We start from the raw sequence: 25,161 nt of genomic DNA on the forward strand, positions 1-25,161 counted from the left end.
CGGGCCGGCGGCTTTTCGTAAACTTCCCTTCCGACGCCACCGAAGCCCGGGGGCGCGGGGGCGAAACGACCCGGGGGGGCGGGGGGGGGGGGGCGCCCCCCGCCCCCCCCCTCCTCCGCGCCTTCTGCTTCTGCTTCTGCTTCTGCTCCTGCTCCTACTTCGGCTGAGGTGCCGCCGCCCGCTGCGCGGTGATCGGGGTCGCAGCGATGGACTGCGGGGAGTCCGCGTTGGCGAACGACGACGGGGCCGCGACCGTGGCCGTCGGGTCGGGGAGGTCCTCGTCGAGGGACACGGCCGTCGCGCCGCCCACGATGCGGACGCCGGCCTCGTCGAAGGCGCGCTTGATGCGCCAGCGCAGCTCGCGTTCGACGGCCACCGACTTGCCGGGCATGGTCCTGGCCGAGACCCGGACCACCATCGAGTCGATCAGCACGGAGTCCAGGCCCAGGACCTCGATGGCGCTCCACAGGAGCTCGTTCCAGGGCTCTTCCTTGCTCATCTTCTCGGCGACCTCGTCGAGCGTGGCCCGCACCCGGTCCAGGTCCTCGGAGGACTTCACGGTCACGTCCACACCCGCCGTGGCCCAGCCCTGGGACAGGTTGCCGATGCGCTTGACCTCGCCGTTGCGGACGTACCAGATCTCACCGTTGTCGCCGCGCAGCTTGGTCACCCGCAGGCCCACCTCCACGACCTCGCCGGACGCGACGCCCGCGTCGATCTGGTCGCCGACGCCGTACTGGTCCTCAAGGATCATGAACACACCGGAGAGGAAGTCGGTGACCAGGTTGCGGGCGCCGAAACCGATCGCCACGCCCGCGACACCGGCGGAGGCCAGCAGTGGGGCGAGGTTGATCTCGAAGGTGCTCAGCACCATCAGTGCCGCGGTGCCCAGGATCACGAAGCTCGCCACCGAACGCAGCACCGAGCCGATCGCCTGCGACCGCTGACGGCGGCGCTCGGCGTTGACCAGGAGACCGGTCAGGGCCGCGCCGTCCGGGGTCTCGCCGGTCCGGGCCATCCTGTCGATCAGCTTGGTGATCGCCCGCAGTACGACCGTTCTCAGGACCGCCGCGATGACCAGGACGAGCACGACCCGCAGGCCTATGGCGAGCCAGGTCGACCAGTTCTGTTCGACCCAGCCGGCGGCGTTCGTCGCGCTCTCCTGGGCGTCCTTGAGAGTCGGGACGGTCACGGTCGGCGACTCCGAGGGAGTCGGCGAGGGTGACACACCGGCGGCCAGCAGGACGGCGGACAAGGACACGGCAGGTACCTCCAGGTGGTGCGCTGTCCACTCCGGTGGGGCGGTCACGGGCAGTCAAGGTCACGAGAAGGTCACCGGACGGACAGAGCAACCACACTAACGGGGCATTGTGTGTGCGCCCTCCCGATCGGAGGGGGCGAGACCCTGCTCACGGGGGCACGACCGGGGCGCGTCCGACCCGCCCCACGCTTGAACTGGGCCTGGTCCGGGGGATGAATACCGGAGGACGCGTCCGGTGTGGTTGAAAACACTCCGAGCCCGTTACCGGGACATGGTGGCGCTTCCACCAGGCAAGAGGGGAGACTGGCTGCAGATCGTCCCGGCGCGAGCCACGCGCCGCCGACGCCCAAGGAGGCACCCGTGCCGCATGTCCTGGTCCTCAACGCGTCGTACGAGCCACTCGGTGTCGTACCGCTCCGCCGCGCGCTCGTCCTCGTCCTGGAGAACAAGGCTGTCGCCTTGGAGGACTCCGGCGCCTTTCTGCACAGCGCAACCGTCACAGTCTCCGCACCCAGCGTGGTCCGGCTCAAGCGATTCGTCCGGGTTCCCTACCGGGGTCCCGTGCCGCTCACCCGGCGGGCCCTGTTCGCCCGCGACGGGGGCCGGTGCATGTACTGCGGTGGCGTCGCAACCAGCGTCGACCACGTCATCCCGCGCAGCCGCGGGGGCAAGCACGTCTGGGACAACGTGGTGGCGTCCTGCCGCCGATGCAACCACGTGAAGGCCGACCGCCACCTTGTGGAGATCGGCTGGCGGCTGCGCCACAAACCTGCTCCGCCCACCGGCCTGGCCTGGCGCATCATCGGCACCGGCCATAGGGATCCGCGCTGGCTGCCGTACTTGCAGCCGTACGGCGCGGACGACGCCATGGCCCGGATCGACGGCATCTCCGCCTGACGGTCCGGGCCTTCGCGTACCCGGCGTACGCACGTGTGTACCGGCCCCGGGAGTCCCCTGTGCTCCCGGGGCCGGACGGGCGTGCGGCGCCCCCGGCGCACCGCGGACGAAGTGTGATCCGGGCATCCCTTCGGCGGCCGTCGGGAGTGCCGTCCCGCCGACTGGGTAGGCCTGCGGTAATCCGGAAAACCGCCCGGGCCCTCGTGACCCGGCGCTCGGCGGCGCACCGGCGTACCGACGTACCGACAAGGAGGCCCCCGTGGCCGTATCGGCTCACCTTTCGCTCCCGGCCCAGTGCAAACCCGAGGCGGAGCAGTCCGCCACATCCGACGACCCCGGTTATTGCGTATTCAGCGCGGAGAGCGCCTGCGTCGAGGCCCCGCTGACCAGCGAGCCGCCGCTGCCCGACGCCGAGCCGCTGACCAGCGAGCCGCCGCTCGCCGAGGCGGCCCCCCTGACCAGCGAGTCCGACGCCACCGCGGACCTCACCGGCCTGCTCCTGAGCGGCGCGGGGCGGTAGGTGACCGCGCCCGGGCCCGCGGACCCGCCCGACGAGGAGCTGTCCCGGCTCGCCGGGCTGCACGGAGTCGCCACCGCCTACAGCCCTTCCCCGGGCCACACGGTCGCCGCGTCCGCCACTGCCGTGACCGCCGCCCTGGCCGCCCTCGGCGTCGACGCGAGCACCCCGCTCGGCGTCCGCACCTCGCTCGCGGCCCGCGAGGGCGAACTGCGCGAGCGCCTGCTGCCGCCCACCCTGGTCCACTGGACCGGCACCTCCGAGGACGCCCCCACGGCCCTCGGCGCGCTGCCGCCCGGTACCCGGCTGCGGGTCGAGACCGAGCAGGGGGAGACCCGCGCCACCGCCGAAGGGCTCCCGACCGGCGTCCACCGGGTGACCGCCGCCGCTCCCGACGGTCGTACCGCCGAGGCCCGGCTGATCGTCGCCCCGGCCCGGCTGCCCACCGCCGCCGGACGCTCGTACGGACTCCTCGTCCAGCTCTACTCCCTGCTGTCCCGGCGCTCCTGGGGCATGGGCGACCTCGGTGACCTGACCGAGCTCGCGGACTGGGCCGGACGCACCGCCGACGCCGGATTCGTCCAGGTCAACCCGCTGCACGCGGCCGTACCCGGCGCCCCGACCGACCCCTCGCCCTACCGGCCCTCCTCCCGCCGCTTCCCCGACCCGGTCCATCTGCGGGTGGAGAACGTCCCCGAGTTCGCGTACGTGGAGGACCGCGAGCGGGTCCGCGCCCTGCTGGAGCGGGCGGACCGGCTGCGTGCCGCCGTGCTCGACAAGAACGCGCTGATCGACCGGGACGCGGTGTGGGAGCTGAAGCGGGAGGCGCTGGAGCTGGTGCGGGCGGTACCCCTCGGACCCGGCCGGCAGGCCGCCCTCGCCGCGTTCCGTGCCGAGCAGGGGGAGGCCCTGGAGGACCACGCCACCTGGTGCGCGCTCGCCGAGGTGCACGGGTCCGACTGGCACGGCTGGCCGCCGGAGCTGCGCGATCCCCGCTCGGCGGCCACCGACCGCGCCCGCGCCGAGCTCGGCGACCGGGTCGGCTTCCACTCCTGGCTCGCCTGGCTGACCGACACCCAGCTCACCGCGGCCCAGCGTGCCGCGCGCGAGGCGGGCATGCCGGTCGGGATCGTGCACGACCTCGCGGTCGGCGTGCATCCCGGGGGCGCCGACGCCTGGGCGCAGCAGGAGTACTTCGCCGCCGGGATGTCGGTGGGCGCCCCGCCCGACGCCTTCAACGCCCGCGGCCAGGACTGGGGCCTGCCGCCGTGGCGCCCGGACCGTCTCGCGGCCACCGGCTACGCCCCCTACCGGCGCCTGCTGCGCGCCCTGTTCCGCTACGCGGGCGCGCTGCGCATCGACCATGTGATGGGCCTGTTCCGGCTGTGGTGGGTGCCGCGCGGACAGCCCCCGACGGAGGGCACCTACGTCCGCTACGACGCCGAGGCCATGCTCGCCCTCCTCGCGCTGGAGGCCTCCCGGGCCGGGGCGGTGGTGATCGGCGAGGACCTGGGCACCGTGGAACCGGGCGTGCGCGAGACGCTGCGACGGCGCGGAGTGCTCGGCACCTCCGTGCTGTGGTTCGAACGGGACTGGGAGGGCGACGGCAGTCCCCTGCCGCCCGCCGACTGGCGCGCCGACTCCCTGGCCACCGCGACCACCCACGACCTGCCGTCCACCGCCGCCCGCCTCACCGGCGAGCACGTGGAACTGCGCGACGGCCTCGGTCTGCTGACCCGCCCACTGGAGGAGGAGCGCGCGGCGGCCGCTGCCGACACCACCGAGTGGCTGGCCCTGCTCACCCGGCTCGGCCTGCTGCCTGACGGGGCGACCGCGACCGAGGAGGCACGGATCCAGGCGGTGTACGGCTTCCTGCTGCGCACCCCCGCCCGTATGGTCGGCGCCTGGCTCCCGGACGGTGTGGGCGACCGCCGCCCGCAGAACCTCCCCGGGACCTGGGACCAGTACCCGAACTGGCGCCTGCCCGTCGCCGACGCCGAGGGCCGCCCGGTGACCCTGGAGGAACTCGCGGCCTCACCGAGGCTGCGCGCGCTGCTCGACGTGCTGCGGGCCGGCGTCCGGTAGGGCACCCCGGACGCGCGCTCCCGATCGGCGTTGGATATTTTTGGCAGGTGGACAAGAAGAACGCCCTGCGCGCCGGCGCCCTGGCTGCCGGTACGACGCTGATGATGCTGCTCATGTCGTCCCCCGCGCTCGCGCTCACGCGCGACGACGGCGACGACCCGGGTAAGGGCCTGAGCGTCGTCCAGACGCTGGGCCTCTACGTCGTGCTCCCGATCATCCTGTTCGTGGTCATCGCGGGCCTGGTGATGGTCCTGGACAAGTCCAAGATCCGCGTGCACAAGCCCACCGGGGCGAGGGTCAAGGCCAAGGTCTGAGCCCACCCGTCCGAATTCCGCCGAGGGCGCCGTCCTCCGCCGCGTTGCCGCGGTGGGACCGGCGCCCTCGGCGTGTGCACGGGGGCGCCGGTCACGGGTGGCTCGCCGTGAGGTACCGCTGCACGGTGGGCCCGAGCCAGGCGGTCAGCTCCTCGCGGGTCAGTGCCACCGCGGGCGGAAAGCGCAGCACATAGCGGGTGAGCGCCAGCCCGAGCAGCTGCGCGGCGCACAGCGCGGCCCGGGCCGGAACCTGCTCGGGATCGGGGCACGCCTGCCGGGTCGCGGGCAGCAACTGGTCGCGGAAGACGCCCTGGAGATGCTCGGACCCCGCCTGGGTGGCGGTACCCACCCGCAGCACGGCCGTCAGCTTCTCGTTGCCCTCCCACAGGTCGAGGAAGTGGCCCACGAGCGCCTGGCCGAGCTCCTCGCGCGGCACCGCCGCCAGGTCGGGCAGGCGCAGGTCGATCGCGACCGCCGCCGCGAACAGTCCGTCCTTGCTGCCGAAGTACCGCATCACCATCGACGGGTCGATGCGCGCGTCCTTGGCGATGGCGCGGATGGTCGCCCGTTCGTACCCGTCGGCGGCGAAACGCTCACGCGCCGCGGCGAGGATGGAGTTGCGGGTGGCGTCGGAGCGGCGTGCGGGACTGGAACTTCCGATCATGCCAACAAGCGTAGGCCCACATCTGTGGGCCAACAAGTGTTGACTTGGTGAGTGTGCGGTGTAGCGTTGCCAACGAGTGTTGGCCAACAATTGTTGACAGTGCACGCGAGCAGTCCCAGGAGGCACTCATGAACGTGATCGTCGTGGGCTCCGGCCCCACCGGTCTGCTTCTCGCCGGCGACCTCGCGGCCGCGCGGGTCCCGGTCACCGTCCTCGAAAAGCGCCCCCGCGGGCTCAGCAACCTCTCCAGGGCCCTCGTCCTGCACGCCCGCACCCTGGAGCAGCTCGACGCCCGCGGTCTCGCCGACGAGCTGGAGGCCGTCGGACAGCGCCTCGACCGGATCAGCCTCTTCGGCTACCTCGACATCGACCTCGACACGCTCCCCTCCCGCTTCAGGCACGTCCTCGTCATCCCGCAGTACGAGGTGGAGAAGGTGCTGGAGCGGCGCGCGGTGGAGGCCGGGGTGGAGTTCCGGTACGACACGGAGCTCACCGGGCTGACCCAGGACGCCACCGGTGTCACCGTCGACTTCCGCGGCCCCGAGGGGGAGAGCGGGAGCCTGCGGGCCGACCGTGTGGTCGGCACCGACGGCATGCGCAGCGCCGTGCGCGCCGCGGTCGGACTGCCCTTCCCCGGCCGGTCGGTGATCCGTTCCGTGGTCCTCGCTGACGTCCGGCTCGCGGAGCAGCCGGACAGCGTGCTCACCGTCAACGCCGTCGGCGACGCCTTCGCCCTGCTCGCGCCCTTCGGGGACGGCTACCACCGGGTCATCGGCTGGCACCGCAGCCGCAACGTCGCCGACAGCGAGCCGCTCGACCTCGAGGAGATCAAGGAGATCACCCGGCTCGCCCTCGGCCGCGACTACGGGATGTACGACGCCCGCTGGATGTCACGCTTCCACTGCGACGAGCGTCAGGTCCCCGCCTACCGCGTCGGCCGGGTCTTCCTCGCCGGGGACGCGGCGCACGTGCACACCCCGGCCGGAGGCCAGGGCCTGAACACCGGCCTCCAGGACGCGGCCAACCTGAGCTGGAAGCTGGCCGCGGTGGCGGGCGGCCACGCGGACGAGTCGCTGCTCGACACCTATCAGACCGAACGCCACCCCGTCGGCCGGTCCGTGCTCCGCAGCAGCGGCGGCATCGTCCGGCTCGCCATGGCCAAGCGCCCCTGGACCCTGGCGCTGCGCGCCGCTCTGGTCAGGTTCCTGAACACCGTCGGCCCGGCCCGGCGCAGAGCCGTCGGCCAGGTCACCGGCATCGGCTACCACTACCCGGCCCCCCGCGGCGCCCACCGCCTCACCGGTGCCCGCGTCCCGGACGTGGCCCTGGCCGGCGGCGGCCGGCTCTACGAGGCGCTGCGCGGCGGCCGGTTCGTGCTGATCACCCCGGACCCGTACCAGGACGACCGGCACCGCACGGACCGCCTCACCCCGGTCCGCTGGGCGGGCGACCGCCGTACCGCCGTGCTGGTGCGCCCCGACGGATACGTGGCCTGGGCCGCCGACTCCGCCACCCCGGCGGCGATCGAGGCGGCGCTCGCCGCCCACGTGGGGTGACGTCACCCCGAGCGGCTCGTCGCCCGCACCGCGCCCCAACGAGAAGGGGCGCCCGGTAGGACCGGGCGCCCCTTCGTCGTACGGGCTGCCGCTACGACGCCGTAGCGTCCGCCGCCTGTGCCTTCAGCGCCCGCTCGATGCCCGAGCGGGACTCCGAGACGAGGCGGCGCAGGGCCGCGTTGGGAGCGGCCGTGGTGAGCCAGGTGTCGGTCTGGGCCAGGGTCTCCGGGGACACCTGGATCGACGGGTACAGGCCGATCGCGATCTGCTGGGCGATCTCGTGCGAACGCGAGTCCCAGACGTCCTTCAGGACCTCGAAGAACCTGTCCGCGTACGGCGCCAGCAGCTCCCGCTGGTCGGTCTGCACGAAGCCGCCGATCACCGCCTCCTGCACGGCGTTCGGGAGCTTGTCGGACTCGATGACCGACGCCCACGCCTCCGCCTTGGCCTCCGGCGTCGGCCGGGCCGCGCGCGCGGTGGCCGCGTGGCGCTCGCCGGCGGCGGTCCTGTCCCGCTCGTACTCGCCCGCGATCTCCGCCTCGTCGAAGCGGCCGACCGCGGCGAGGCGCTCCACGAACGCCCAGCGCAGCTCCGTGTCGACGGCCAGGCCCTCCACGGTGTGCGTGCCGTCCAGCAGGCCCTCCAGGAGGTCCAGCTGCTCCGGTGTACGTGCCGCAGCGGCGAACGCCCGCGCCCACGCCAGCTGGTGGTCGCCGCCCGGCGCCGCGGACCGCAGGTGGGCCAGCGTGGCGTCCGTCCAGCGGGTGAGCAGGGCCTCCCGGGCGGCCGGGTCGGCGTACAGCTCGATGGCCATCTTCACCTGGCGGTGCAGCGACTGCACGACGCCGATGTCCGACTCCTTGCCGATGCCGGACAGCACCAGGGACAGGTAGTCACGGGTGGCGAGTTCGGCGTCGCGGGTCATGTCCCACGCCGACGACCAGCACAGGGCCCGGGGCAGCGAGGACTCGAAGTCGCCGAGGTGCTCGGTGACGAAGGCCAGGGACTGCTCGTCCAGACGGACCTTCGCGTACGACAGGTCGTCGTCGTTGAGCAGGACGACCGCCGGACGGTGCCTGCCCGCCAGCTGCGGTACGGCCGTCAGCTCGCCGTCGACGTCCAGTTCGACCCGCTCGGTGCGCACCAGCTTGCCGCCGGTCTCGTCCAGGTCGTAGAAGCCGATGGCGATGCGGTGCGGGCGCAGCACCGGCTCGCCCTTGGCGCCGGCCGGCAGCGCCGGGGCCTCCTGGCGGACGGCGAAGGAGGTGATGACACCCTCGGCGTCGGTCTCCACCTCCGGGCGCAGGACGTTGATGCCGGCCGTCTCCAGCCACGCCTTCGACCAGGTCTTCAGGTCCCGCCCGGAGGTCTCCTCCAGCGCGCCCAGCAGGTCGGACAGCCGCGTGTTGCCGAACGCGTGCCGCTTGAAGTACGCCTGCACGCCCTTGAAGAACTCGTCCATGCCGACATAGGCGACGAGCTGCTTGAGGACGCTCGCGCCCTTCGCGTACGTGATGCCGTCGAAGTTGACCAGCACGTCGTCCAGGTCGTTGATCTCGGCCATGATCGGGTGCGTGGACGGCAGCTGGTCCTGCCGGTAGGCCCATGTCTTCATGGAGTTGGCGAACGTGGTCCACGCGTGCGGCCAGCGCGAGCCGGGCGCGTGCGCCTGGCAGGCGATCGAGGTGTAGGTGGCGAACGACTCGTTCAGCCACAGGTCGTTCCACCACTCCATGGTGACCAGGTCGCCGAACCACATGTGGGCCAGCTCGTGCAGGATCGTCTCCGCACGCACCTCGTACGCCGCGTCGGTCACCTTGGACCGGAAGACGTACTGGTCGCGGATGGTCACCGCGCCCGCGTTCTCCATCGCGCCCGCGTTGAACTCCGGCACGAACAGCTGGTCGTACTTCTTGAACGGGTAGTCGTAGTCGAACTTCTCCTGGAACCAGTCGAAGCCCTGCCGGGTCACCTCGAAGATCGCGTCCGAGTCGAGGAACTCGGCGAGCGAGGGACGGCAGTAGATGCCGAGCGGCACGCTCTGCCCGTCCTTCTCGTACACGCTGTGCACGGAGTGGTACGGGCCGACGATCAGCGCGGTGATGTACGACGAGATGCGCGGCGTCGGCTCGAAGACCCAGCTGTCGTCCGAGGGCTCCGGCGTCGGCGAGTTGGAGATGACCGTCCAGCCGGCCGGCGCCTTCACCGTGAACTGGAACGTCGCCTTCAGATCCGGCTGCTCGAAGCAGGCGAACACCCGGCGGGCGTCCGGCACCTCGAACTGGGTGTAGAGGTAGGCCTGCTCGTCGACCGGGTCGACGAACCGGTGCAGGCCCTCGCCGGTGTTGGTGTAGGCGCAGTCGGCGACGACCCGGAGGATGTTGCGCCCGGCCAGCAGCCCGGGCAGGGCGATCCTGGAGTCCTTGAAGACCGTGCCGGCGTCGAGCGGGTCGCCGTTGAGGGTCACCTCGTGGACCGCCGGGGCCACCAGGTCGATGAAGGACTCGCCGCCGCCCTCCGCGACGTCGAAGCGCACCGTGGTCACGGACCTGTAGGTGCCGCCCTCCTGCGCGCCGGAGAGGTCGAGATCGATCTCGTACGAGTCAACGGCAAGCAGCTTCGCCCGCTGCTGTGCCTCATCGCGAGTCAGGTTTGTGCCAGGCACGCGGTCATCTCCTCGTTATGTGTGGGTTCGCACATCCTTCCATGAGCGCGGGCCGATGTGGGGTGGCCGGGTACACGGCGGCACCCCGCCCTCGCCCTTGCCCTCCGCACACGACGTCCGTTTCCCGCCGGTGCCGGGAACCGGCGCGCGCGAGCCTTGAGGACATGACGCCACTCACCGCACCCACCGCACACCCCATCGCCACCGCGGCTCTGAGGGAACTGCGCGCCGCCGACGACGCGGGCCGCCCCATGGCGCCCTTCACGGACCACGAGGGCGGCGCGCCGCTGCGCTGCTGCCTGCGCCACAGCGTGCCGGGAGAGCGGATCGCCCTCGTGTCGTACGCGCCGCTGCGCCGCTGGGCTGCGGAGACGGGTGCCGATCCGGGGGCGTACGACGAGCAGGGGCCCGTCTTCGTCCACGCCGAGGAGTGCGGGGGACCCGACGCGGGCAACTGGCCGTTCACCGGCAGCCGCCGGACGGTCCGCCGCTACTCGGCCGAGGGGCACATCCTGGGCGGACGCCTGGTGGAGGAGGGGCCCGGCGCGCTGGAGGGCGCCTGCGCCGAGGCGTTCACGGACCCGGACGTGGCGCTCGTCCATGTGCGGGCCGTGGAGTTCGGCTGCTTCCTGTACGAGGTCCGCCGGAACCGGCGGGTATGACCGCGGGTACGACGGAAGGGGCGGCCACGATCACGTGACCGCCCCTTCCCCGTGCGTCACTTGCCGGACAGCTCCGCCGCCACCAGCTCCGCGATCTGCACGGCGTTCAGCGCCGCGCCCTTGCGCAGGTTGTCGCTGGAGAGGAACAGGGCCAGGCCGTTGTCCACGGTCTCGTCGCGGCGGATGCGGCCGACGTACGACGGATCCTTGCCGGCCGCCTGGAGGGGGGTCGGGATGTCCGTGAGGACGACGCCCGGCGCGTCGGCGAGCAGCTCGGTCGCCCGCTCCGGGGAGATCGGGCGGGAGAAGCGGGCATGGACCTGGAGGGAGTGGCCGGAGAACACCGGGACGCGCACACAGGTGCCGGAGACCTTCAGCTCCGGGATCTCCAGGATCTTGCGGGACTCGTTGCGGAGCTTCTGCTCCTCGTCGGTCTCGTTCAGACCGTCGTCCACGATGCTGCCGGCGAGCGGCAGCACGTTGAAGGCGATGGGCCGCGCGTAGACGCCCGGCTCGGGGAAGTCGACCGCCTCGCCGTCGTGGGTCAGCCTGTCCGCCTCGGCAATCACCTTCTGCGCCTGCCCGTGGAGCTCCGCCACGCCCGCGACGCCCGAGCCGGACACCGCCTGGTAGGTGGCGACGACCAGGGCTTCCAGGCCCGCCTCCGCGTGCAGCGGGCGCAGCACCGGCATGGCGGCCATGGTGGTGCAGTTCGGGTTGGCGATGATGCCCTTGGGGCGGTTCGCGATGGCGTGCGGGTTCACCTCGGAGACCACCAGGGGCACCTCCGGGTCCTTGCGCCAGGCGGAGGAGTTGTCGATCACGACGGCACCCTGGGCGGCGACCTTCTCGGCCAGCGCCCTGGAGGTCGCGCCGCCCGCGGAGAAGATCACGATGTCGAGGCCCGTGTAGTCGGCGGTCGCCGCGTCCTCCACCGTGACACCGTCCAGGACCGTCCCGGCCGAGCGTGCCGAGGCGAACAGGCGCAGCTCGTCCACCGGGAAGTTCCGCTCGACGAGGATCCTGCGCACGACCGTGCCCACCTGACCGGTGGCTCCGACGATTCCGACCTTCACGGGTTCCTCCGTACTCATGTGCATGTGGCCTGGTGGCCGCTCCATGATGCGTCTCTCCACGCCCGTCCTGTCCAATCCATTGTCCGGGTGATGGGACGGCGCCCCCGTGTGACATACGACTCCGGACGCGCCCCCGAACGTCTCCGTGTCACCCACGGTGGCCGACCGCACACGGGAGGCCGACCGCACACGCGAGGGTGGGCGCACACGCGAGGGCGGGCGCCCCGCAGGACGCCCGCCCCCTCACCGCACGTGATCCGTTACGGCGTGACCTTCTCGATCTTCACGCTGCCGGTGCCCGCGACCGTGCCGCGCGCGTTCACCAGCTGGACCCGCCCGAAGAACTCGCGGCCCGCGGGAGCCTCCGCGGCCGCCGTGACCTGGCCGCTCACCGTGGCCGAGCCGCCCGTGGCGAGCTTCACCGGCGCCGAGTCGGCGACGGTGACCGTGCCGAGCGAGGCGGAGAAGAACACGTCACGGTAGTCGTAGGCGGTGCTGCCCGACGGGACCGAGTAGCCGACGACCTCGATGGTGTAGGTACCGGCGGCCGGCGAGGGGACGGAGACCGCCTCCTCGGAGTCGCCGTCCGCGGACTGCGCGACCTGCTTGCCGCTCGCGTCGTACACCGTCAGGTCCAGGTCGGCCGCCGTGTCGGAGACACCGCCGATGGCGACGTCCAGCGACTTGGCGCCCTCCGGCACGGTCACCGTGGTGGTCTGCTTCGCGCCCTGGGCGATGGACGGCCGGTCCGTCTTCGAGGAACCGAGCGGGCCGCCGACGAGCTTGCCCTCCAGGGCCGCGAAGCCGTTGTTCACCTTCCAGGAGGCGGTGGCCGGGGTGCCGACCTTGGCCTCGGGCACGGTCACGGTCTCCGGGTCGAAGGCCGCGCCGAGCACGGTGGCCTCCAGCTTGTACGGGTTGTCGAGCAGCGGCGAGGTGCGGCGCGCCTCGACCTCGATCTCCCAGACGCCGGCCTGCGGGTCGGCGTACGAACGCACGTCGGGCTTGCAGCCGTTGCCGTCGAGGTAGTTGTTGTAGCAGTACGGCGTGGAGGTGTTGTCCACCGGAGTGCCGTACGGGTGGATCGCGATGAACCGCGTCTGGCTCTTGTCCTTCAGCCCGCTGATCGCGACCTCGAGGGACTTGGCGCCCTCGGGGACGTTCAGGAAGTAGGACTGCGAGGTGTTGCGCTGCACCGAGCTCGACTTGGCGAAGGTGTAGTTCACCGGGGCGGCGACCACGACCGTGGTGAGGATCTGCTTGTCGACGCCGACGGTCCTCGGGTCGTCGAGCTCCAGGATGGCGCTCTTGATGCCCTGGGACTTCGGGGACGCCTGGACCTTGACGGTCACCGGCTGGTTCAGCGGCAGCCTCACGACGTCGTCGCCGAGGATCCGGAAGGTGTGCCCGGCGTTGTTCTCGAAGCGCAGCTCGTGCCGGACCGCCTTGTCGGGGCCGGAGGTACGGGTGATCGTGACGTCGTACGTCTTCTTCTGCCCGGCCTTCAGACCGCCCTCACGGTCGTACAGACCCGTGCCGAAGCCCGGCGTCTTCAGGGCGTAGTCGATCGCGGTGTCGACCGGCGCCTTGACGGTGTAGTCGTGGGCGGTCGCGTCGTGGCGGATCGCGCTCCACGCGTCCACGATGTTGATGGCGCCCGCGCCCTCCTCGTACGCCTGCGTGCCCCTGATGTGGTCGGCGGTCGAGGTGAGCGCCGTGCGCAGGGTGGCCGGGGTGAGCGTGAGGCCCTTCTCCTTGGCGGCGCTCAGCAGCAGCGCGCTCGCGCCCGCCGCCTGCGGGGACGCCATCGAGGTGCCCTGGAGCATCGAGTAGCCGGCCGGCAGCGGGTAGCCCGCCTCGGCGACCGGGGAGCCCGGCAGCCAGGTCTGGGTGGTGTTGATCGCCGCACCGGGGGCGACGAGGGTCGGCGTGAAGCCGCCGTCCTCGCGCGGGCCACGGGAGGAGAAGGGGAGAAGCTGGTACTTCTTCTTCACCTCGGAGCCGTAGTTGGCGGCCCAGGTCTCCTTGGAGATGCCCGCGCCGACCGAGATGACCTTGTCGGCCAGACCCGGGTCACCGATGGTGTTGGCGCCGGGGCCCGAGTTGCCCGCGGAGATCACCAGCTGCACGCCGTAGGTGTCGATGAGCCGCGTGTACAGCTCGGAGCGCGCGTTGTTGCCGTCGTTGAGCGCCGGCAGGCCGCCGATCGACATGTTGACGATGTCGACACCGCGGTTGGTGACGAGGTCGATCATGCCCTCGGTGAGGGCGACGTTGGTGCAGCCGCCGGTCCAGGTGCAGGCCCGGGAGGAGACGATCTTCGCGCCGGGGGCGGCGCCGTTCATCCTGCCGCCGAACAGGCCGTTGGCGGAGGTGATGCCGGCGACGTGCGTGCCGTGCTCCGACTCGATGACGCCGATGTTGACGAAGTCGGCCTTCTTGCCGACCCAGGTCCCGCCGAGCGGGTCCATCGCCACGTCCTTGCGGATCTGCACGACGAACGGCTGCCGCTCGACCACGTCGGTGGCCGGGTTGTCGGTGCCGAAGTAGCCGACCTGGTAGCCGTCCTTGTACGGCTTCATCGGCGCGTCGTCGGTGAAGTCGTTGTTGTTGTTCAGGTCGACGGTGACCGTACCGGCCGCCGCGTCGTACAGGACGCCCCAGGAGTCGGTGGTGTCACCGTCGCGGTTGGCGTCACCGGCCGCGTCGCCGCCGGTGGTGTACGACTCCTTGAACGTGCTGATCTGGTACGACCCCGCGGGCGCCGCCCACGACTTGCCGCCGTAGGTGAAGCTCGGGCCGGACACGGACGTCACCATCGGACGCCAGGTCTGGTCGCTGTCCAGGAGCGGGTCGGTCGCCGTCACCCAGTCGACGATCTTCCGCTCGCCGGTGCTGGTCTTCTGCAGCGCCGGGTGGCCGAGGTCGACGCCGGAGTCGAGGATGCCGATGGTGACGCCCCGGCCGTCCGCCTTCGGGTGCTGCCGGACGAAGTCCACGGCGCCGGTCTCGAAGGACGGGTTGTACGGGTTCTTCGCCGGGGTGTTCCTGCCCGGCGCGGGGTAGGTGGCGGCGGTCCGCCTGCCCCCGGCGCCCTTGGCGGTGTCCGCGCTGGGCGTCGGGTCGTCGAGCTGGATCTCCTGGCGCAGGTCGATCGCGTGCACCGCGGACAGCTTCGCGGCGGCGGCGATCGCCGAGTCCGCCTTGCCGGTCGGGACGGTCGCCCGCACATAGCCGAGCTTGTCGTAGGTGCGGCCCACCGAGCCGCCCTTGACCGCGTCCAGCTGCTCGGCCACCTGCTCGGTCTGGCCCGGCGCGGTCGCGATCATCATCGTGACGTTCTTGTCGCCGTCGGCCTTGGCGTCGGCGAGCAGCGAGGCGTCGTCCGAACCGAGCTTCGCGGCCGCGGACTTGACGCCCGGGTCGGCCGTGGCGGGCGGCGCGTCCGAGGCGAGGGCCAGCGGGATCGGCCCGGCGGCGGAGAGAGCGGCCACCACGCCCACGGCCACGGCTATGCGGGCCAGGCGTCTCGGGCCGGATATCGGATCGCGCTCAGGGGTGTGGGTCATCGGCATCCCTTGTTGGTAGACACTCCAGTGCCGGACGAGCGCACAGCCTTACCCAAGGGATCGGGCTTTGGGGACCGTTGACCGAATCGAGATCCATGTATGGGGAAAACCCGCTATCTGATTTGGGGGGCCGAGTCCCGAATCGAGCGGTTCCGCCTGGAATACGTGTAGTGAGCGGGACGCCTGGTACACGTTAACGTCCCCCCGTGCGCCAGAAGTTGCGGGTGGCGGCCTACGCCGTGTGTGTCCGAGACGGACAGATCCTGTTGGCCCGCTCGCCGGCTCCCGGCGGCAAGCACGAATGGGTGCTGCCCGGCGGAGGCATGGAGCACGGCGAGGATCCCTACGACACCGTGCGGCGGGAGGTGGCCGAGGAGACCGGATACCGCATCGAGGTGACCGGGCTGCTCGGCGTTGACTCCGCCCGCCATGTGTTCCGGCACACCCGGCTGCGCCGCCCCACGGACCAGCACGGCGTGCGGATCGTCTACGAGGCCCGGATCACCGGCGGCGAGCTCCGCAACGAGGTCGACGGCTCCACCGACCTCGCCGCCTGGCAGGACCTGGCCGCCGTACCCGGTCTCGACCGGATCCGGCTGGTCGACACCGCGCTGCGGCTGTGGCGGGAGCGGCCGGCGTCGGGGCGGTTGCTCCTACCCCGGCAGATGAACATGGAGTGACCGCCTCCGGGCCGCCCGAAAGCATCTCCATGGCGGCCCGCGCACCCCGGGATCCCCGTACGGCGATCGGCGTCGCCCGTTGCCGCCTCGTTCACGCGCAGGTCATCCCCGCTGCCGACGATCCAGGCGAGCGGGTTGTCCGCGACAGGCGGGCGCTCGCAGCCACCGCCGACGCGTTCGCACCCGGGGAGACCGCGCCATGTCGCGCACACGCTCTGTCGCCACCCCCGCGCTGGGGGTCAGCCGCCGTACCGTCCTCGCCGCCGGAGCGGCGTCCGTCACCGCGGGCGTCGGCTACGCCCTGCGGCCCACCGACAGCCAGGCCGCCACCACGTCCGAGATCCCGGCCGCCGCCTCCGAGCGGGTCCCCGCGACCCCGCCCGCCCCCTACACCAGGGGCACCACCGTCGCCTCCGTCGCCACCCCCCGCACCGCCTCCGGCTACCGCCGCCTCGGCGACGGCCCCGGGTGGCGGCGCGTCGTGCGCGCCGACCTCGCCACCCCCAAGTCCGGGCGCGCGAGCCGCCGCACCGCCCTCGCCTCCTTCGTGCAGTTCACCGACCTGCATCTGATCGACGCCCAGCACCCGCTGCGCCTGGAGTTCCTGCGCGCCGCGAACAAGCACACCTGGCGCCCGCAGGAGGCGCTGACCGTGCAGGGCGCCGTCTCGCTCGTCGAACGGGTCAACGCGCTGCGGGGCGCGCCCGTCACCGGCTCCCCGCTGCGCTTCGTCATGACGACCGGCGACAACACCGACAACAACGCCCACTCCGAACTGGAGTGGTTCATGAAGATCATGAGCGGCGGCCACCTCACCCCCAACACCGGGGACCCGCGGCACTACGAGGGTGTCCAGAACAGCGGCCTCAAGCTCTACTGGCAGCCCGGCTCGACACTGCGCGACAACGACAAGACGCTCGGGTTCCCGCAGCTCGACGGCTATCTGGCCGCCGCGATCCGCGAGGTCCGCAGCCCCGGCCTCGGGCTGCCCTGGTACTCGACGGTCGGAAACCACGACTCCCTCCCGCTCGGCTGCTACGGCTCCCACGGCGACCCCTACCTCGCCCACGCGGCCATCAGCGGCAAGAAGCTGATGAGCGTGCCCGACGCCGACGCCAGGAAGCTGCAGGACGCCGTCAGCCACGCCAGGGACCCCAGGGGCATCGGCTACCGCGACTTCCTCAAGGCCCACGCCCGCTCCGCGCGCTCGGTCACCCCGGACGAGAAGCGGGCCCCCTACACCGTGGCCGACTACCTCAAGGCCCATCTGGACCCGGCCCACCGGGGCCACGGGCCGGTCGGCCACGGCTACTCGGCGGCGAACCTTGCCGCGGGCACCCAGTACTACGTCTTCCGCATCTCGGACGACGTGATCGGCATCAGCCTGGACACCACCGACGCCGGCGGCCACTACGACGGCTCCATCGGAACGGCCCAGCTGAAGTGGCTCGACAGGACGTTGAAGCACAACAAGGACTCGTACGCGGTCGTCTTCAGCCACCACACCAGCAAGACGATGACCAACACCCGCCCCGACCCGGCCCACCCCGGCGACCGCCGCCACACCGGGGCCGAGGCCGTCTCCCTCCTCGCGCGCCACACCAACGTCCTGGCCTGGGTGAACGGGCACATCCACAAGAACGTCATCACCCCGCACAAGGCGTCCGGCGGCCGCTCCTTCTGGGAGATCTCCACCGCCTCCCACGTCGACTTCCCCCAGCTCGCCCGGGTGATCGAACTGGTCGACAACAAGGACGGCACGCTCTCCCTCTTCACCACACTGATCGAGTCCGCCGCCCCCCACCACACCGACTTCACCGACCTCTCCCAGACCGGTCTGGCCGCGCTCTACCGCGAGCTGTCCTTCAACGCCCCCGGCGCGAGCAAGACCCTCGCGGGCACCCCGGGCGACCGGAACACCGAACTGGTCCTGAAGAAGCGCTGAGCTCCGCGCTTCTTCGGCTCTCCCCTTCCCGTCCCCCTTCCCGGTTTGATGCGATCTTGACGGATGCATGGTTGGTGGCGCCGCACGCCCCTGGGTAGCGTCGGTTTGCTTGTGCCAAGAGCGCATGGACTCGTTGAGTGACGAGTGGGCCCACGGGGCGCCGTCGCGTCCCCGGCAGTCACCGGCGTACGAGGAGGGGCCGCCGCCCGTGTCACCGGGCGGCGGCCCCTCCTCTCCCCTCCTGCGCACTCCCGGTCCCTCCCTACCGGGGCAGCACCACCACCGGTGCGGCCGGATCCCGGTCCCGGGACGCCATCAGTGCCGTACGCACCACCGCCGCCTGCTGCCGCAGGGACTCCCGCAGCTTCGCCGGGGTGATGTGGACGACCGTGATGCCGAGCCGCTCCAGCAGTTCCCGCTTGCGGGCGTACTCCGACCACAGGGCGTCGTCCTCCTGCCGCGGTGCCCTCATGTCCAGTTCCAGCGCGACCGCCAGGTCCGGCCAGTAGGCGTCCAGACCGCCGAGGTGCGGGCCGCCCGGCAGCCGCAGGTCCACGTTCCACACCGGGTCGGGCAGACCGTACTCCTGGACCATCCGGTACAGGCGGTCCTCCGCGATCGCCCTCCCCTCGGCCAGCAGGGAGTCCACGGCGTCCACCACGTGCGGGCGCGTGAGCAGCTTCGCCCGGTTCAACTCGGCCACCACGGCGACCGGTTCGCAGTGCCCGTCCCGTACCGCCTCGGTCAGCAGCCGGCGTACGGCGTCCGCCTCGGTGAGTTCCGCCACCGCGTCCGCGAGGGCGCGCGGTACCGGAGCCACCGGGATCCCGGCGATCAGCAGGGGCACCGGCAGATCCGGCGTGCGCACGATGCGGACATGGCCGGTGCTGCGCAGCCGCCGTGGCCGCGGGACCAGTACGTCGACGCGTTCCTGGACGGTGAGCTGGGGGACGGAGGTGAAGCGGTACAGGGACAGCGCCGCGAGGCCGGTGATCATCGCCTCCGCGTAGAGCGGGCGGTGCGGCGCGTCGGGCCGGGGCTGGGTCGGCACGCCCGGTACCGGCTCGCGTGCCGCGTACAGCAGGGCCGCGTGCAGGCGCTCCGCGTTGGTGGGCGGCCCTGGGTGCAGCAGCACCACCCCGGGCAGCACCTGTTGCCAGGGGCCGTCGGGGCGGCACTGCTCGTGCTGCTCGGCGGTCGAGATGCCGTGGGCGCGGAGCTGGGCCGTCGACAGCACACGGCGGTGCACCTCGGCGAGGTGACGGAGGGGGCGGGGGGAGAGCGGGGTGTTGTGGGTCATGCCGACGGGATTCCCGCGCCGGATCCGCTCCTTAACCCCTGTTACACGCCTGTCGGCAAATCCGGACAACAGGGTGCTAAAGGACGGTTGTTCGGATGCCGAGTAGGCATGGAAAACCCCTGGTCCGTTCGGGTGGGGCCAGGGGTTACGGCTGTTATTGCCTGAATTCCGTAACGGTCACGGACGGCCGAATCATTGGCCAGAGCTCGCCGAGCTCGCCGCGTCGCACTCCTGGGCCCGCAGCGCCCGCGCCAGATCGTCCCGGGCCTCCAGCACCAGTCGGCGCAGCGCGGGAGCCGCGTCCTCGTGCGCGTCGAGCCACGAGTCCGCCGCGTCCAGCGTCTTCGGCGAGTCCTGGAGCGACGGGAACAACCCGCGCACCATGTCCATGCCGATCTGGATCGACCGCTCGGCCCACACCCGCTCGATCACCGCGAAGTACTTCTCCGCGTAGGGCGCCGTCAGCTCCCGGTGCGACGACTGGGCGAAGCCCGTGATCGTCGCCTCCACCAGCGCGTTGGACAGCGCGTCCGACTCCACCACCCGCGCCCACGCCTGCGCCTTCACCGCGGCCGACGGCCGGGCGGCCAGGCACCGCACCTGGTGCCGCTTGCCGGACGCCGTGTCGTCGCGGGCCAGTTCCGCCGCGAGGGCCGCCTCGTCCGCGACCCCGTGCGCCGCGAGCGGTTCCAGGAACACCCAGCGCAGCTCCTGGTCCATGTCGAGCCCGTCGATCGACGCCGTACCGTCCAGCAGACCCTGGAGCAGCCCGAGATCCGCCTCGTCCGAAGCGGCCGTCGCGAAGAACCGCGCCCACGCCAGCTGGTGCTCGCTGCCGGGCTCGGCCCGCCGCAGCTCGGCCGCCGCCCCGTCCGCCAGCAGGCGCCCACCGGTGGCCCGCCAGCCGGGCTCCGCGTAGTGCACCAGCGCCGAGTGCGTCCAGGCGTGCAGCATCTGGAGCACGCCGATGTCCGACTCGTGCGCCGCGTGCCGCAGCACCAGGTCCACGAAGTCCCGGGCCGGCAGCAGCGCGTCCCGGGTCATGTTCCACAGGGCCGACCAGCACAGGGCGCGCGCCAGCGGATCGGTCACCGCCGCCAGGTGCTCGCGCAGTGTGGCGAGGGAGGTCTCGTCCAGACGGAGCTTGCAGTACGTCAGGTCGTCGTCGTTGGCCAGAACCAGCTCCGGAGCCTCGGCGCCCACCAGCTCCGGTACGAGCGTGCGCGGGCCGTCCACGTCCGCCTCGACCCGTGCGTACCGCTCCAGAGCGCCCTCGGGCGTGCGCCGGTACAGGCCCACCGCCACCCGGTGCGGGCGCAGCTCCGGGTGCTCCGCCGGGGCGATCACCGTCGCCTCCTGGAGCAGGGCCACCTCGGCCACCCGGCCGTCCGCGTCCAGCAGCACCTGCGGGGTCAGTGAGTTGACCCCGGCCGTCTGCAGCCAGGAGCGGGCCCAGGCCGCCATGTCACGGCCGCTGGTCTCCTCCAGCACCGACAGCAGATCGCCCAGGCGGGTGTTGCCGTACGCGTTCCGCTTGAAGTAGCGGCGCGCGCCCTCCAGGAACGCGTCCTGGCCGACGTACGCCACCAGCTGCTTCAGCACGCTCGCGCCCTTGGCGTAGGTGATGCCGTCGAAGTTCAGCTTGGCGTCCTGGAGATCACGGATGTCCGCCGTGACGGGATGCGTGGAGGGCAGCTGGTCCGCGCGGTACGCCCACGCCTTGCGGCGGTTGGCGAAGGTGACCCAGCCATTGGCGAAACGGGTCGCGCCGACCGTCCCGAAGCTGCCCATGAAGTCCGCGAACGACTCCTTCAGCCACAGGTCGTCCCACCACTCCATGGTGACCAGGTCGCCGAACCACATGTGCGCCATCTCGTGCAGGATCACGTTGGCCCGCGCCTCGTACGACGCCTGGGTCACCTTCCCGCGGAAGATGTACTCCTCGCGGAAGGTCACCAGGCCCGGGTTCTCCATCGCGCCGAGGTTGTACTCGGGCACGAACGCCTGGTCGTACTTCCCGAACGGGTACGGGTAGTCGAAGTGGTCGTGGAAGAAGTCCAGGCCCTGCTTGGTGACGAGGAAGACGTCGTCGGCGTCGAAGTACGGCGCGAGGCCCTTGCGGCACATGGCGCCCAGCGGGATCTCCAGGCGGGTACCGTCCTGCGACACCCGCTCGTAGGAGTCGGTGACGTAGTGGTAGGGGCCCGCCACCACGCAGGTGATGTACGTCGAGATCGGCTTCGTCTCCGCGAACCGCCACACCCCGTCGGAGAGTTCCCCCGCCCCGTTGCTCCACACGGTCCAGCCCTCCGGGGCCCGCACCTCGAAGCGGAACGGCGCCTTGAGGTCCGGCTGCTCGAAGTTCGCGAAGACACGGCGGGCGTCGGCCGGCTCGTACTGGGTGTACAGGTACACCTCGCCGTCCTCGGGGTCGACGAAGCGGTGCATGCCCTCGCCGGTGCGGGAGTAGGCGCAGCGCGCGTCCACCACCAGCTCGTTCTCGGCGGCCAGCCCCTCCAGGGCGATCCGCGAGCCGTCGAAGACCTCGCTCGGGTCGAGATCCCTGCCGTTCAGCGACACGGCCGTCACACCCGGCGCGACCAGGTCCGCGAAGCTCGACGCGCCCGGCTCGTTGCAACGGAAGCGGATCGTGGTGACCGAGCGGAACGTACGCGGCTCACCGTCCCCGCCCCCGTCGCCGACGGCGGATCGCAGGTCGAGGAACACCTCGTACCCCTCGGCCGACAGCAGGGCGGCCCGCTCCCGGGCCTCGTCACGGGACAGGTTCTCACCGGGCACGGGCGGTTCTCCTCTGGGGACGGTGCGGACGGGACCGATCCTGCCATGCGTGCCTGACCGGGGGCACCGGGGAATGCGTCGCCGGAAGTGAATGTTGCTCGTTCAAGAGACCGATTTCCGAGGAGCGCCATGTCCGAAACCGCACCGCCCGCCGGCAGGACCCCCGTCGACTTCTGGTTCGACCCGCTGTGCCCCTGGGCCTGGATGACCTCTCGCTGGGTGGAGGAGGTGGCGAAGTTCCGGGACATCGAGATCCGCTGGCACATCATGAGCCTCGGCGTGCTCAACGAGGACAAGCTCGACCAGCTCCCCGAGGAATACCGCGAGATGCTCGCCGTCAAGGCATGGAAGCCGGTGCGCGTGGTGACCGCGGCCTGGCAGAAGCACGGCGCGGACGTCCTCGGCCCCCTCTACACCGCGCTCGGCACGCGCATCCACAACAATGGCGAGGGCCCGACCCTGGAAGCGATCGCCGGAGCCCTCGCGGACGTCGGCCTGCCCGCCGACCTCATCGACTACGCCGAGCAGGAGAACTTCGAGTTCGACGCCGAACTGCGCGCCTCCCACAAGGAGGGCATCGAGAAGGTCGGCCAGGAGGTCGGCACCCCGGTCATCGCGGTCCCCGGCCCCGACGGCAACGAGATCGCCTTCTTCGGCCCGGTCGTCACCCCCGCCCCGAAGGGCGAGGAGGCGCTCCGCCTCTGGGACGGCACACTCGCGGTCGCCTCCGTCCCCGGCTTCTACGAGATCAAGCGGACCCGGACCAAGGGCCCCGACTTCAGCAACCTCTGAGCCGTCCCCTCCCGTTGACCGTCAGGAGGCCCTGGCGCGCGCCCGCTGCCATGTGTAGCCGACGGCCGCCAGGGCCAGCGTCATCGCGCCGGTCGAGTACAGCTGCACCCGCGTGCCGGGCTCACGGGCCATCAGGACCAGGATCGTGGCCATGGCCGCCAGCGCCACCCAGGTCAGCACCGGGAACGCCCACATCCGGACGACCAGCCTCTGCGGCTCCTCGCGCTCCACGCGGCGGCGGAGCAGCAGTTGCGAGACCGCGATGAAGATCCAGACGACCAGGATCACCGCGCCGATCATGTTCAGCAGCCACTTGAAGACGTCGTCCGGCCGCCAGTAGCTGAGCAGCACGCAGACGAAGCCGAGCACGCAGGAGGTGAGCACGGCGAGGCGCGGGACCCCGCCGGAGACCTTCGCGAGGAACTTCGGGCCCTGGCCGCGCGCCACCAGCGAGTAGGCGATGCGCGAGGAGCCGTAGATGTTGGCGTTCATCGCGGAGAGCAGCGCCACCAGGATGACCACGTTCATCAGCTGGTCGGCGCCGGGAATGCCGACCTCCTTCAGGGCGGCGACGTACGGCCCGTCCGTCACGACCGACTCGGCGTTCCACGGGACCAGCGTCACGATGACCGCCATCGAGCCGATGTAGAACAGGGCGATCCGCCACATCGCGGTGCGTACGGCACTCGCCACGCCCTTGATCGGGTCCTCCGACTCGGCCGCCGCGATCGTCACCGTCTCCAGGCCGCCGTACGCGAAGACCGAGGCGAGCAGTCCGACGACCAGTCCCTCGCCGCCGTTCGGGAGGAAGTCGGTGAGGTGGGAGGCGCCCGGCGAGTCCGTCCCGGGCAGCACGCCCGCGACGGCCAGCACGCCGAGCACCAGGAACAGGGAGATCGCGCCGACCTTCAGCGCGGCGAACCAGAACTCGAACTCGCCGAAGTTCTTCACCGCGGCCAGGTTCGTGCCGCAGAACACCACCATGAACAGGGCGACCCACGCCCACTCGGGCGTGCCCGGCAGCCAGCCGCCGACGATGTGCGCGGCGCCCATGCCCTCCAGGCCGACGGCGGTGCACAGCAGCACCCAGAACGACCAGCCCGCGGTGAAGCCCGCCCACGGGCCCATCGCCCGTTCGGCGTGCGCGGAGAAGGAACCCGAGGACGGGTAGGCGGCCGACATCTCGCCGAGCATCCGCATCACCAGCATCACCAGGAGGCCGGAGAGGGTGTAGGCGATCACGATGGACGGTCCGGCCGCGGCGATACCGGCACCGGAGCCGACGAACAGGCCCGCGCCGATCACCCCGCCGAGGGCGATCATCGACAGATGGCGCTGCTTGAGGCCGTGGGAGAGGGCGGCGTTCTCCTGCGGCGGGGACGACTCGGTCGTGGTGCTGCTGGGCATGGGCACGGTTCGTCCAGTGCGGTAGACGGCAAAATCGTCCGCAAGTCTTGGCGGTTCGTTCGCTCCCGCGAAGGAGCCGCCCAGCATCTGGACACCGTCCGCACTCAGGGTGAACGTGTGGCTACCCGAGTCGGTTGGTGGGAGTCGACAATCCCGCCGACGCGCCGCGAGGTGACCCGCACATCCTCACCTCAGTGATCGGCATCACGACGTACCAGGTGTAACCGCCATCGTTTGTGCACAGCCCACCAAGTCCTTGATCCCGGCTTTGTCGATCGCTGACGGTGATCGGCGCCGGTGCCCTGGGATAGCGTCGCCGTGTCCCCAGCGCCCACATCCGGAGTCCCCATGAGCACCGCCACCGTCGCCAGCCGCCCCGGAGTCCTCGCCGACCTGCTCCCCGCGTCCCGGGTGCGCGACGTCGCCCTCGTGGTCGGCGGCGCCGCGCTCACCGGCCTCGCCGCGCAGATCGCCGTCCCGGTGCCGGGCTCCCCGGTGCCGGTGACCGGCCAGACCTTCGCCGCCCTGCTCGTCGGCACCTCCCTCGGCGCGCGCCGCGGCTTCCTCTCCCTCGCGCTCTACGCGGTCGCGGGTGTCGTCGGGGTGCCGTGGTTCGCCGAGGGCACCTCCGGCTCGAGCGCCGTCTCCTTCGGCTACGTCCTCGGGATGATCCTGGCCTCCACCGTCGTCGGCGCGCTGGCCCGCCGCGGTGCCGACCGCTCCATGCCGCGGATGGCGGGCGCGATGCTGCTCGGCGAGGCGATCATCTACGCCGTCGGGGTGCCCTACCTCGCCTACGCCGCCGACATGTCCGCCTCCGCCGCGATCGCGGCCGGCCTGACCCCGTTCCTGATCGGCGACGCCCTGAAGGCCGCCCTGGCGATGGGGCTGCTGCCCGCCGCGTGGAAGCTCGTGGGGAAGCGCTGAAAGTGAACTGACGTCCGCGCCGCCGACGGGTCGCTCCCGTCGGCG

The 25,161-nt window shown here is 71.7% G+C and carries 18 protein-coding genes; 10 read left to right on the forward strand and 8 right to left on the reverse strand.

Annotated elements, in window-relative coordinates:
* Positions 1-154 precede the first annotated feature (154 nt).
* A complete protein-coding gene (locus ACIPK3_RS01450; protein WP_402565569.1) occupies positions 155-1,261 on the reverse strand; it encodes a mechanosensitive ion channel family protein in 1,107 nt (368 codons plus the stop codon).
* A 360-nt stretch (positions 1,262-1,621) separates the two neighbouring features.
* On the opposite strand from ACIPK3_RS01450, the gene ACIPK3_RS01455 reads away from it, so the two are divergent.
* The 4 genes from ACIPK3_RS01455 to ACIPK3_RS01470 all read left to right on the forward strand — a co-directional run bounded on the left by ACIPK3_RS01455 (position 1,622) and on the right by ACIPK3_RS01470 (position 5,074).
* On the forward strand, positions 1,622-2,158 hold the full coding sequence (locus ACIPK3_RS01455) for an HNH endonuclease (RefSeq protein WP_402565571.1): 537 nt from the start codon (positions 1,622-1,624) through the stop codon (positions 2,156-2,158).
* A gap of 259 nt (positions 2,159-2,417) precedes the next feature.
* The gene (locus tag ACIPK3_RS01460; RefSeq protein ID WP_402565572.1) at positions 2,418-2,678 is read left to right on the forward strand and encodes a hypothetical protein; all 261 of its coding nucleotides are present in this window, start codon (positions 2,418-2,420) and stop codon (positions 2,676-2,678) included.
* Positions 2,679-4,760, forward strand: coding sequence for a 4-alpha-glucanotransferase (gene malQ, locus ACIPK3_RS01465; RefSeq protein WP_402565574.1), 2,082 nt, complete (start codon positions 2,679-2,681; stop codon positions 4,758-4,760). It begins immediately after the preceding gene.
* 47 nt (positions 4,761-4,807) lie between these two features.
* On the forward strand, positions 4,808-5,074 hold the full coding sequence (locus tag ACIPK3_RS01470) for a hypothetical protein (protein ID WP_402565576.1): 267 nt from the start codon (positions 4,808-4,810) through the stop codon (positions 5,072-5,074).
* Positions 5,075-5,165: 91 nt separating this feature from the next.
* Here the strand turns inward: ACIPK3_RS01470 and ACIPK3_RS01475 are convergent, their stop codons facing one another.
* Positions 5,166-5,738 (reverse strand): TetR family transcriptional regulator, encoded by a 573-nt coding sequence (locus ACIPK3_RS01475; RefSeq protein ID WP_402565577.1) that lies wholly within the window; start codon positions 5,736-5,738, stop codon positions 5,166-5,168.
* Positions 5,739-5,866: 128 nt separating this feature from the next.
* Between ACIPK3_RS01475 and ACIPK3_RS01480 the strand changes: the two genes are divergently transcribed.
* Positions 5,867-7,294, forward strand: coding sequence for an FAD-dependent monooxygenase (locus ACIPK3_RS01480; RefSeq protein WP_402565579.1), 1,428 nt, complete (start codon positions 5,867-5,869; stop codon positions 7,292-7,294).
* A gap of 91 nt (positions 7,295-7,385) precedes the next feature.
* Here the strand turns inward: ACIPK3_RS01480 and pepN (ACIPK3_RS01485) are convergent, their stop codons facing one another.
* Entirely contained in the window at positions 7,386-9,959 is a 2,574-nt protein-coding gene (pepN, locus tag ACIPK3_RS01485) for an aminopeptidase N (RefSeq protein ID WP_402565581.1), read from the reverse strand.
* A 164-nt stretch (positions 9,960-10,123) separates the two neighbouring features.
* Here pepN (ACIPK3_RS01485) and ACIPK3_RS01490 point away from each other — a divergent pair, with 164 nt between their 5' ends.
* On the forward strand, positions 10,124-10,621 hold the full coding sequence (locus ACIPK3_RS01490; protein WP_402565583.1) for a DUF1203 domain-containing protein: 498 nt from the start codon (positions 10,124-10,126) through the stop codon (positions 10,619-10,621).
* 56 nt (positions 10,622-10,677) lie between these two features.
* On the opposite strand, the gene ACIPK3_RS01495 is transcribed toward ACIPK3_RS01490, so the two are convergent.
* Together ACIPK3_RS01495 and ACIPK3_RS01500 are read right to left on the reverse strand one after the other, a co-directional pair.
* Positions 10,678-11,697 (reverse strand): aspartate-semialdehyde dehydrogenase, encoded by a 1,020-nt coding sequence (locus ACIPK3_RS01495; RefSeq protein ID WP_402565585.1) that lies wholly within the window; start codon positions 11,695-11,697, stop codon positions 10,678-10,680.
* 260 nt (positions 11,698-11,957) lie between these two features.
* Positions 11,958-15,266, reverse strand: a complete 3,309-nt coding sequence (locus ACIPK3_RS01500; RefSeq protein ID WP_402565587.1) for a S8 family serine peptidase — start codon at positions 15,264-15,266, stop codon at positions 11,958-11,960.
* Between the two features lie 206 nt (positions 15,267-15,472).
* On the opposite strand from ACIPK3_RS01500, the gene ACIPK3_RS01505 reads away from it, so the two are divergent.
* Both ACIPK3_RS01505 and ACIPK3_RS01510 read left to right on the forward strand, forming a co-directional pair.
* Positions 15,473-15,946 carry an NUDIX hydrolase gene (locus ACIPK3_RS01505; RefSeq protein WP_402565589.1) on the forward strand — a complete coding sequence of 158 codons (474 nt, stop codon included), beginning with the start codon at positions 15,473-15,475 and terminating at the stop codon, positions 15,944-15,946.
* 199 nt (positions 15,947-16,145) lie between these two features.
* Positions 16,146-17,891 (forward strand): TIGR03767 family metallophosphoesterase, encoded by a 1,746-nt coding sequence (locus ACIPK3_RS01510; RefSeq protein WP_402565591.1) that lies wholly within the window; start codon positions 16,146-16,148, stop codon positions 17,889-17,891.
* Between the two features lie 262 nt (positions 17,892-18,153).
* Here ACIPK3_RS01510 and ACIPK3_RS01515 read toward each other — a convergent pair whose 3' ends face one another.
* Both ACIPK3_RS01515 and pepN (ACIPK3_RS01520) read right to left on the reverse strand, forming a co-directional pair.
* Positions 18,154-19,191: a hypothetical protein gene (locus ACIPK3_RS01515; RefSeq protein ID WP_402565593.1), complete on the reverse strand. Its 1,038-nt coding sequence runs from the start codon at positions 19,189-19,191 to the stop codon at positions 18,154-18,156.
* Positions 19,192-19,383: 192 nt separating this feature from the next.
* Positions 19,384-21,990: an aminopeptidase N gene (pepN, locus tag ACIPK3_RS01520; protein WP_402565594.1), complete on the reverse strand. Its 2,607-nt coding sequence runs from the start codon at positions 21,988-21,990 to the stop codon at positions 19,384-19,386.
* A 129-nt stretch (positions 21,991-22,119) separates the two neighbouring features.
* Between pepN (ACIPK3_RS01520) and ACIPK3_RS01525 the strand changes: the two genes are divergently transcribed.
* Entirely contained in the window at positions 22,120-22,782 is a 663-nt protein-coding gene (locus ACIPK3_RS01525; protein ID WP_402565597.1) for a DsbA family protein, read from the forward strand.
* Between the two features lie 21 nt (positions 22,783-22,803).
* Here the strand turns inward: ACIPK3_RS01525 and ACIPK3_RS01530 are convergent, their stop codons facing one another.
* The gene (locus ACIPK3_RS01530) at positions 22,804-24,189 is read right to left on the reverse strand and encodes an amino acid permease (protein WP_402565599.1); all 1,386 of its coding nucleotides are present in this window, start codon (positions 24,187-24,189) and stop codon (positions 22,804-22,806) included.
* Positions 24,190-24,537: 348 nt separating this feature from the next.
* Here ACIPK3_RS01530 and ACIPK3_RS01535 point away from each other — a divergent pair, with 348 nt between their 5' ends.
* A complete protein-coding gene (locus ACIPK3_RS01535; protein ID WP_402565600.1) occupies positions 24,538-25,116 on the forward strand; it encodes a biotin transporter BioY in 579 nt (192 codons plus the stop codon).
* The last annotated feature ends 45 nt before the right edge of the window (positions 25,117-25,161 follow it).

Origin of the sequence: Streptomyces sp. NPDC086787 (assembly GCF_044745865.1) — a bacterium.
Lineage (GTDB): Bacteria > Actinomycetota > Actinomycetes > Streptomycetales > Streptomycetaceae > Streptomyces.

Coding starts and splice junctions, on each gene's coding strand:
- ACIPK3_RS01510 (WP_402565591.1), top strand. CDS start 16,146: ATGTCGCGCACACGCTCTGTCGCCACCCCCGCGCTGGGGGTCAGCCGC.
- ACIPK3_RS01525 (WP_402565597.1), top strand. CDS start 22,120: ATGTCCGAAACCGCACCGCCCGCCGGCAGGACCCCCGTCGACTTCTGG.
- ACIPK3_RS01530 (WP_402565599.1), bottom strand. CDS start 24,189: ATGCCCAGCAGCACCACGACCGAGTCGTCCCCGCCGCAGGAGAACGCC.
- ACIPK3_RS01475 (WP_402565577.1), bottom strand. CDS start 5,738: ATGATCGGAAGTTCCAGTCCCGCACGCCGCTCCGACGCCACCCGCAAC.
- ACIPK3_RS01500 (WP_402565587.1), bottom strand. CDS start 15,266: ATGACCCACACCCCTGAGCGCGATCCGATATCCGGCCCGAGACGCCTG.
- ACIPK3_RS01480 (WP_402565579.1), top strand. CDS start 5,867: ATGAACGTGATCGTCGTGGGCTCCGGCCCCACCGGTCTGCTTCTCGCC.
- ACIPK3_RS01490 (WP_402565583.1), top strand. CDS start 10,124: ATGACGCCACTCACCGCACCCACCGCACACCCCATCGCCACCGCGGCT.
- ACIPK3_RS01535 (WP_402565600.1), top strand. CDS start 24,538: ATGAGCACCGCCACCGTCGCCAGCCGCCCCGGAGTCCTCGCCGACCTG.
- ACIPK3_RS01515 (WP_402565593.1), bottom strand. CDS start 19,191: ATGACCCACAACACCCCGCTCTCCCCCCGCCCCCTCCGTCACCTCGCC.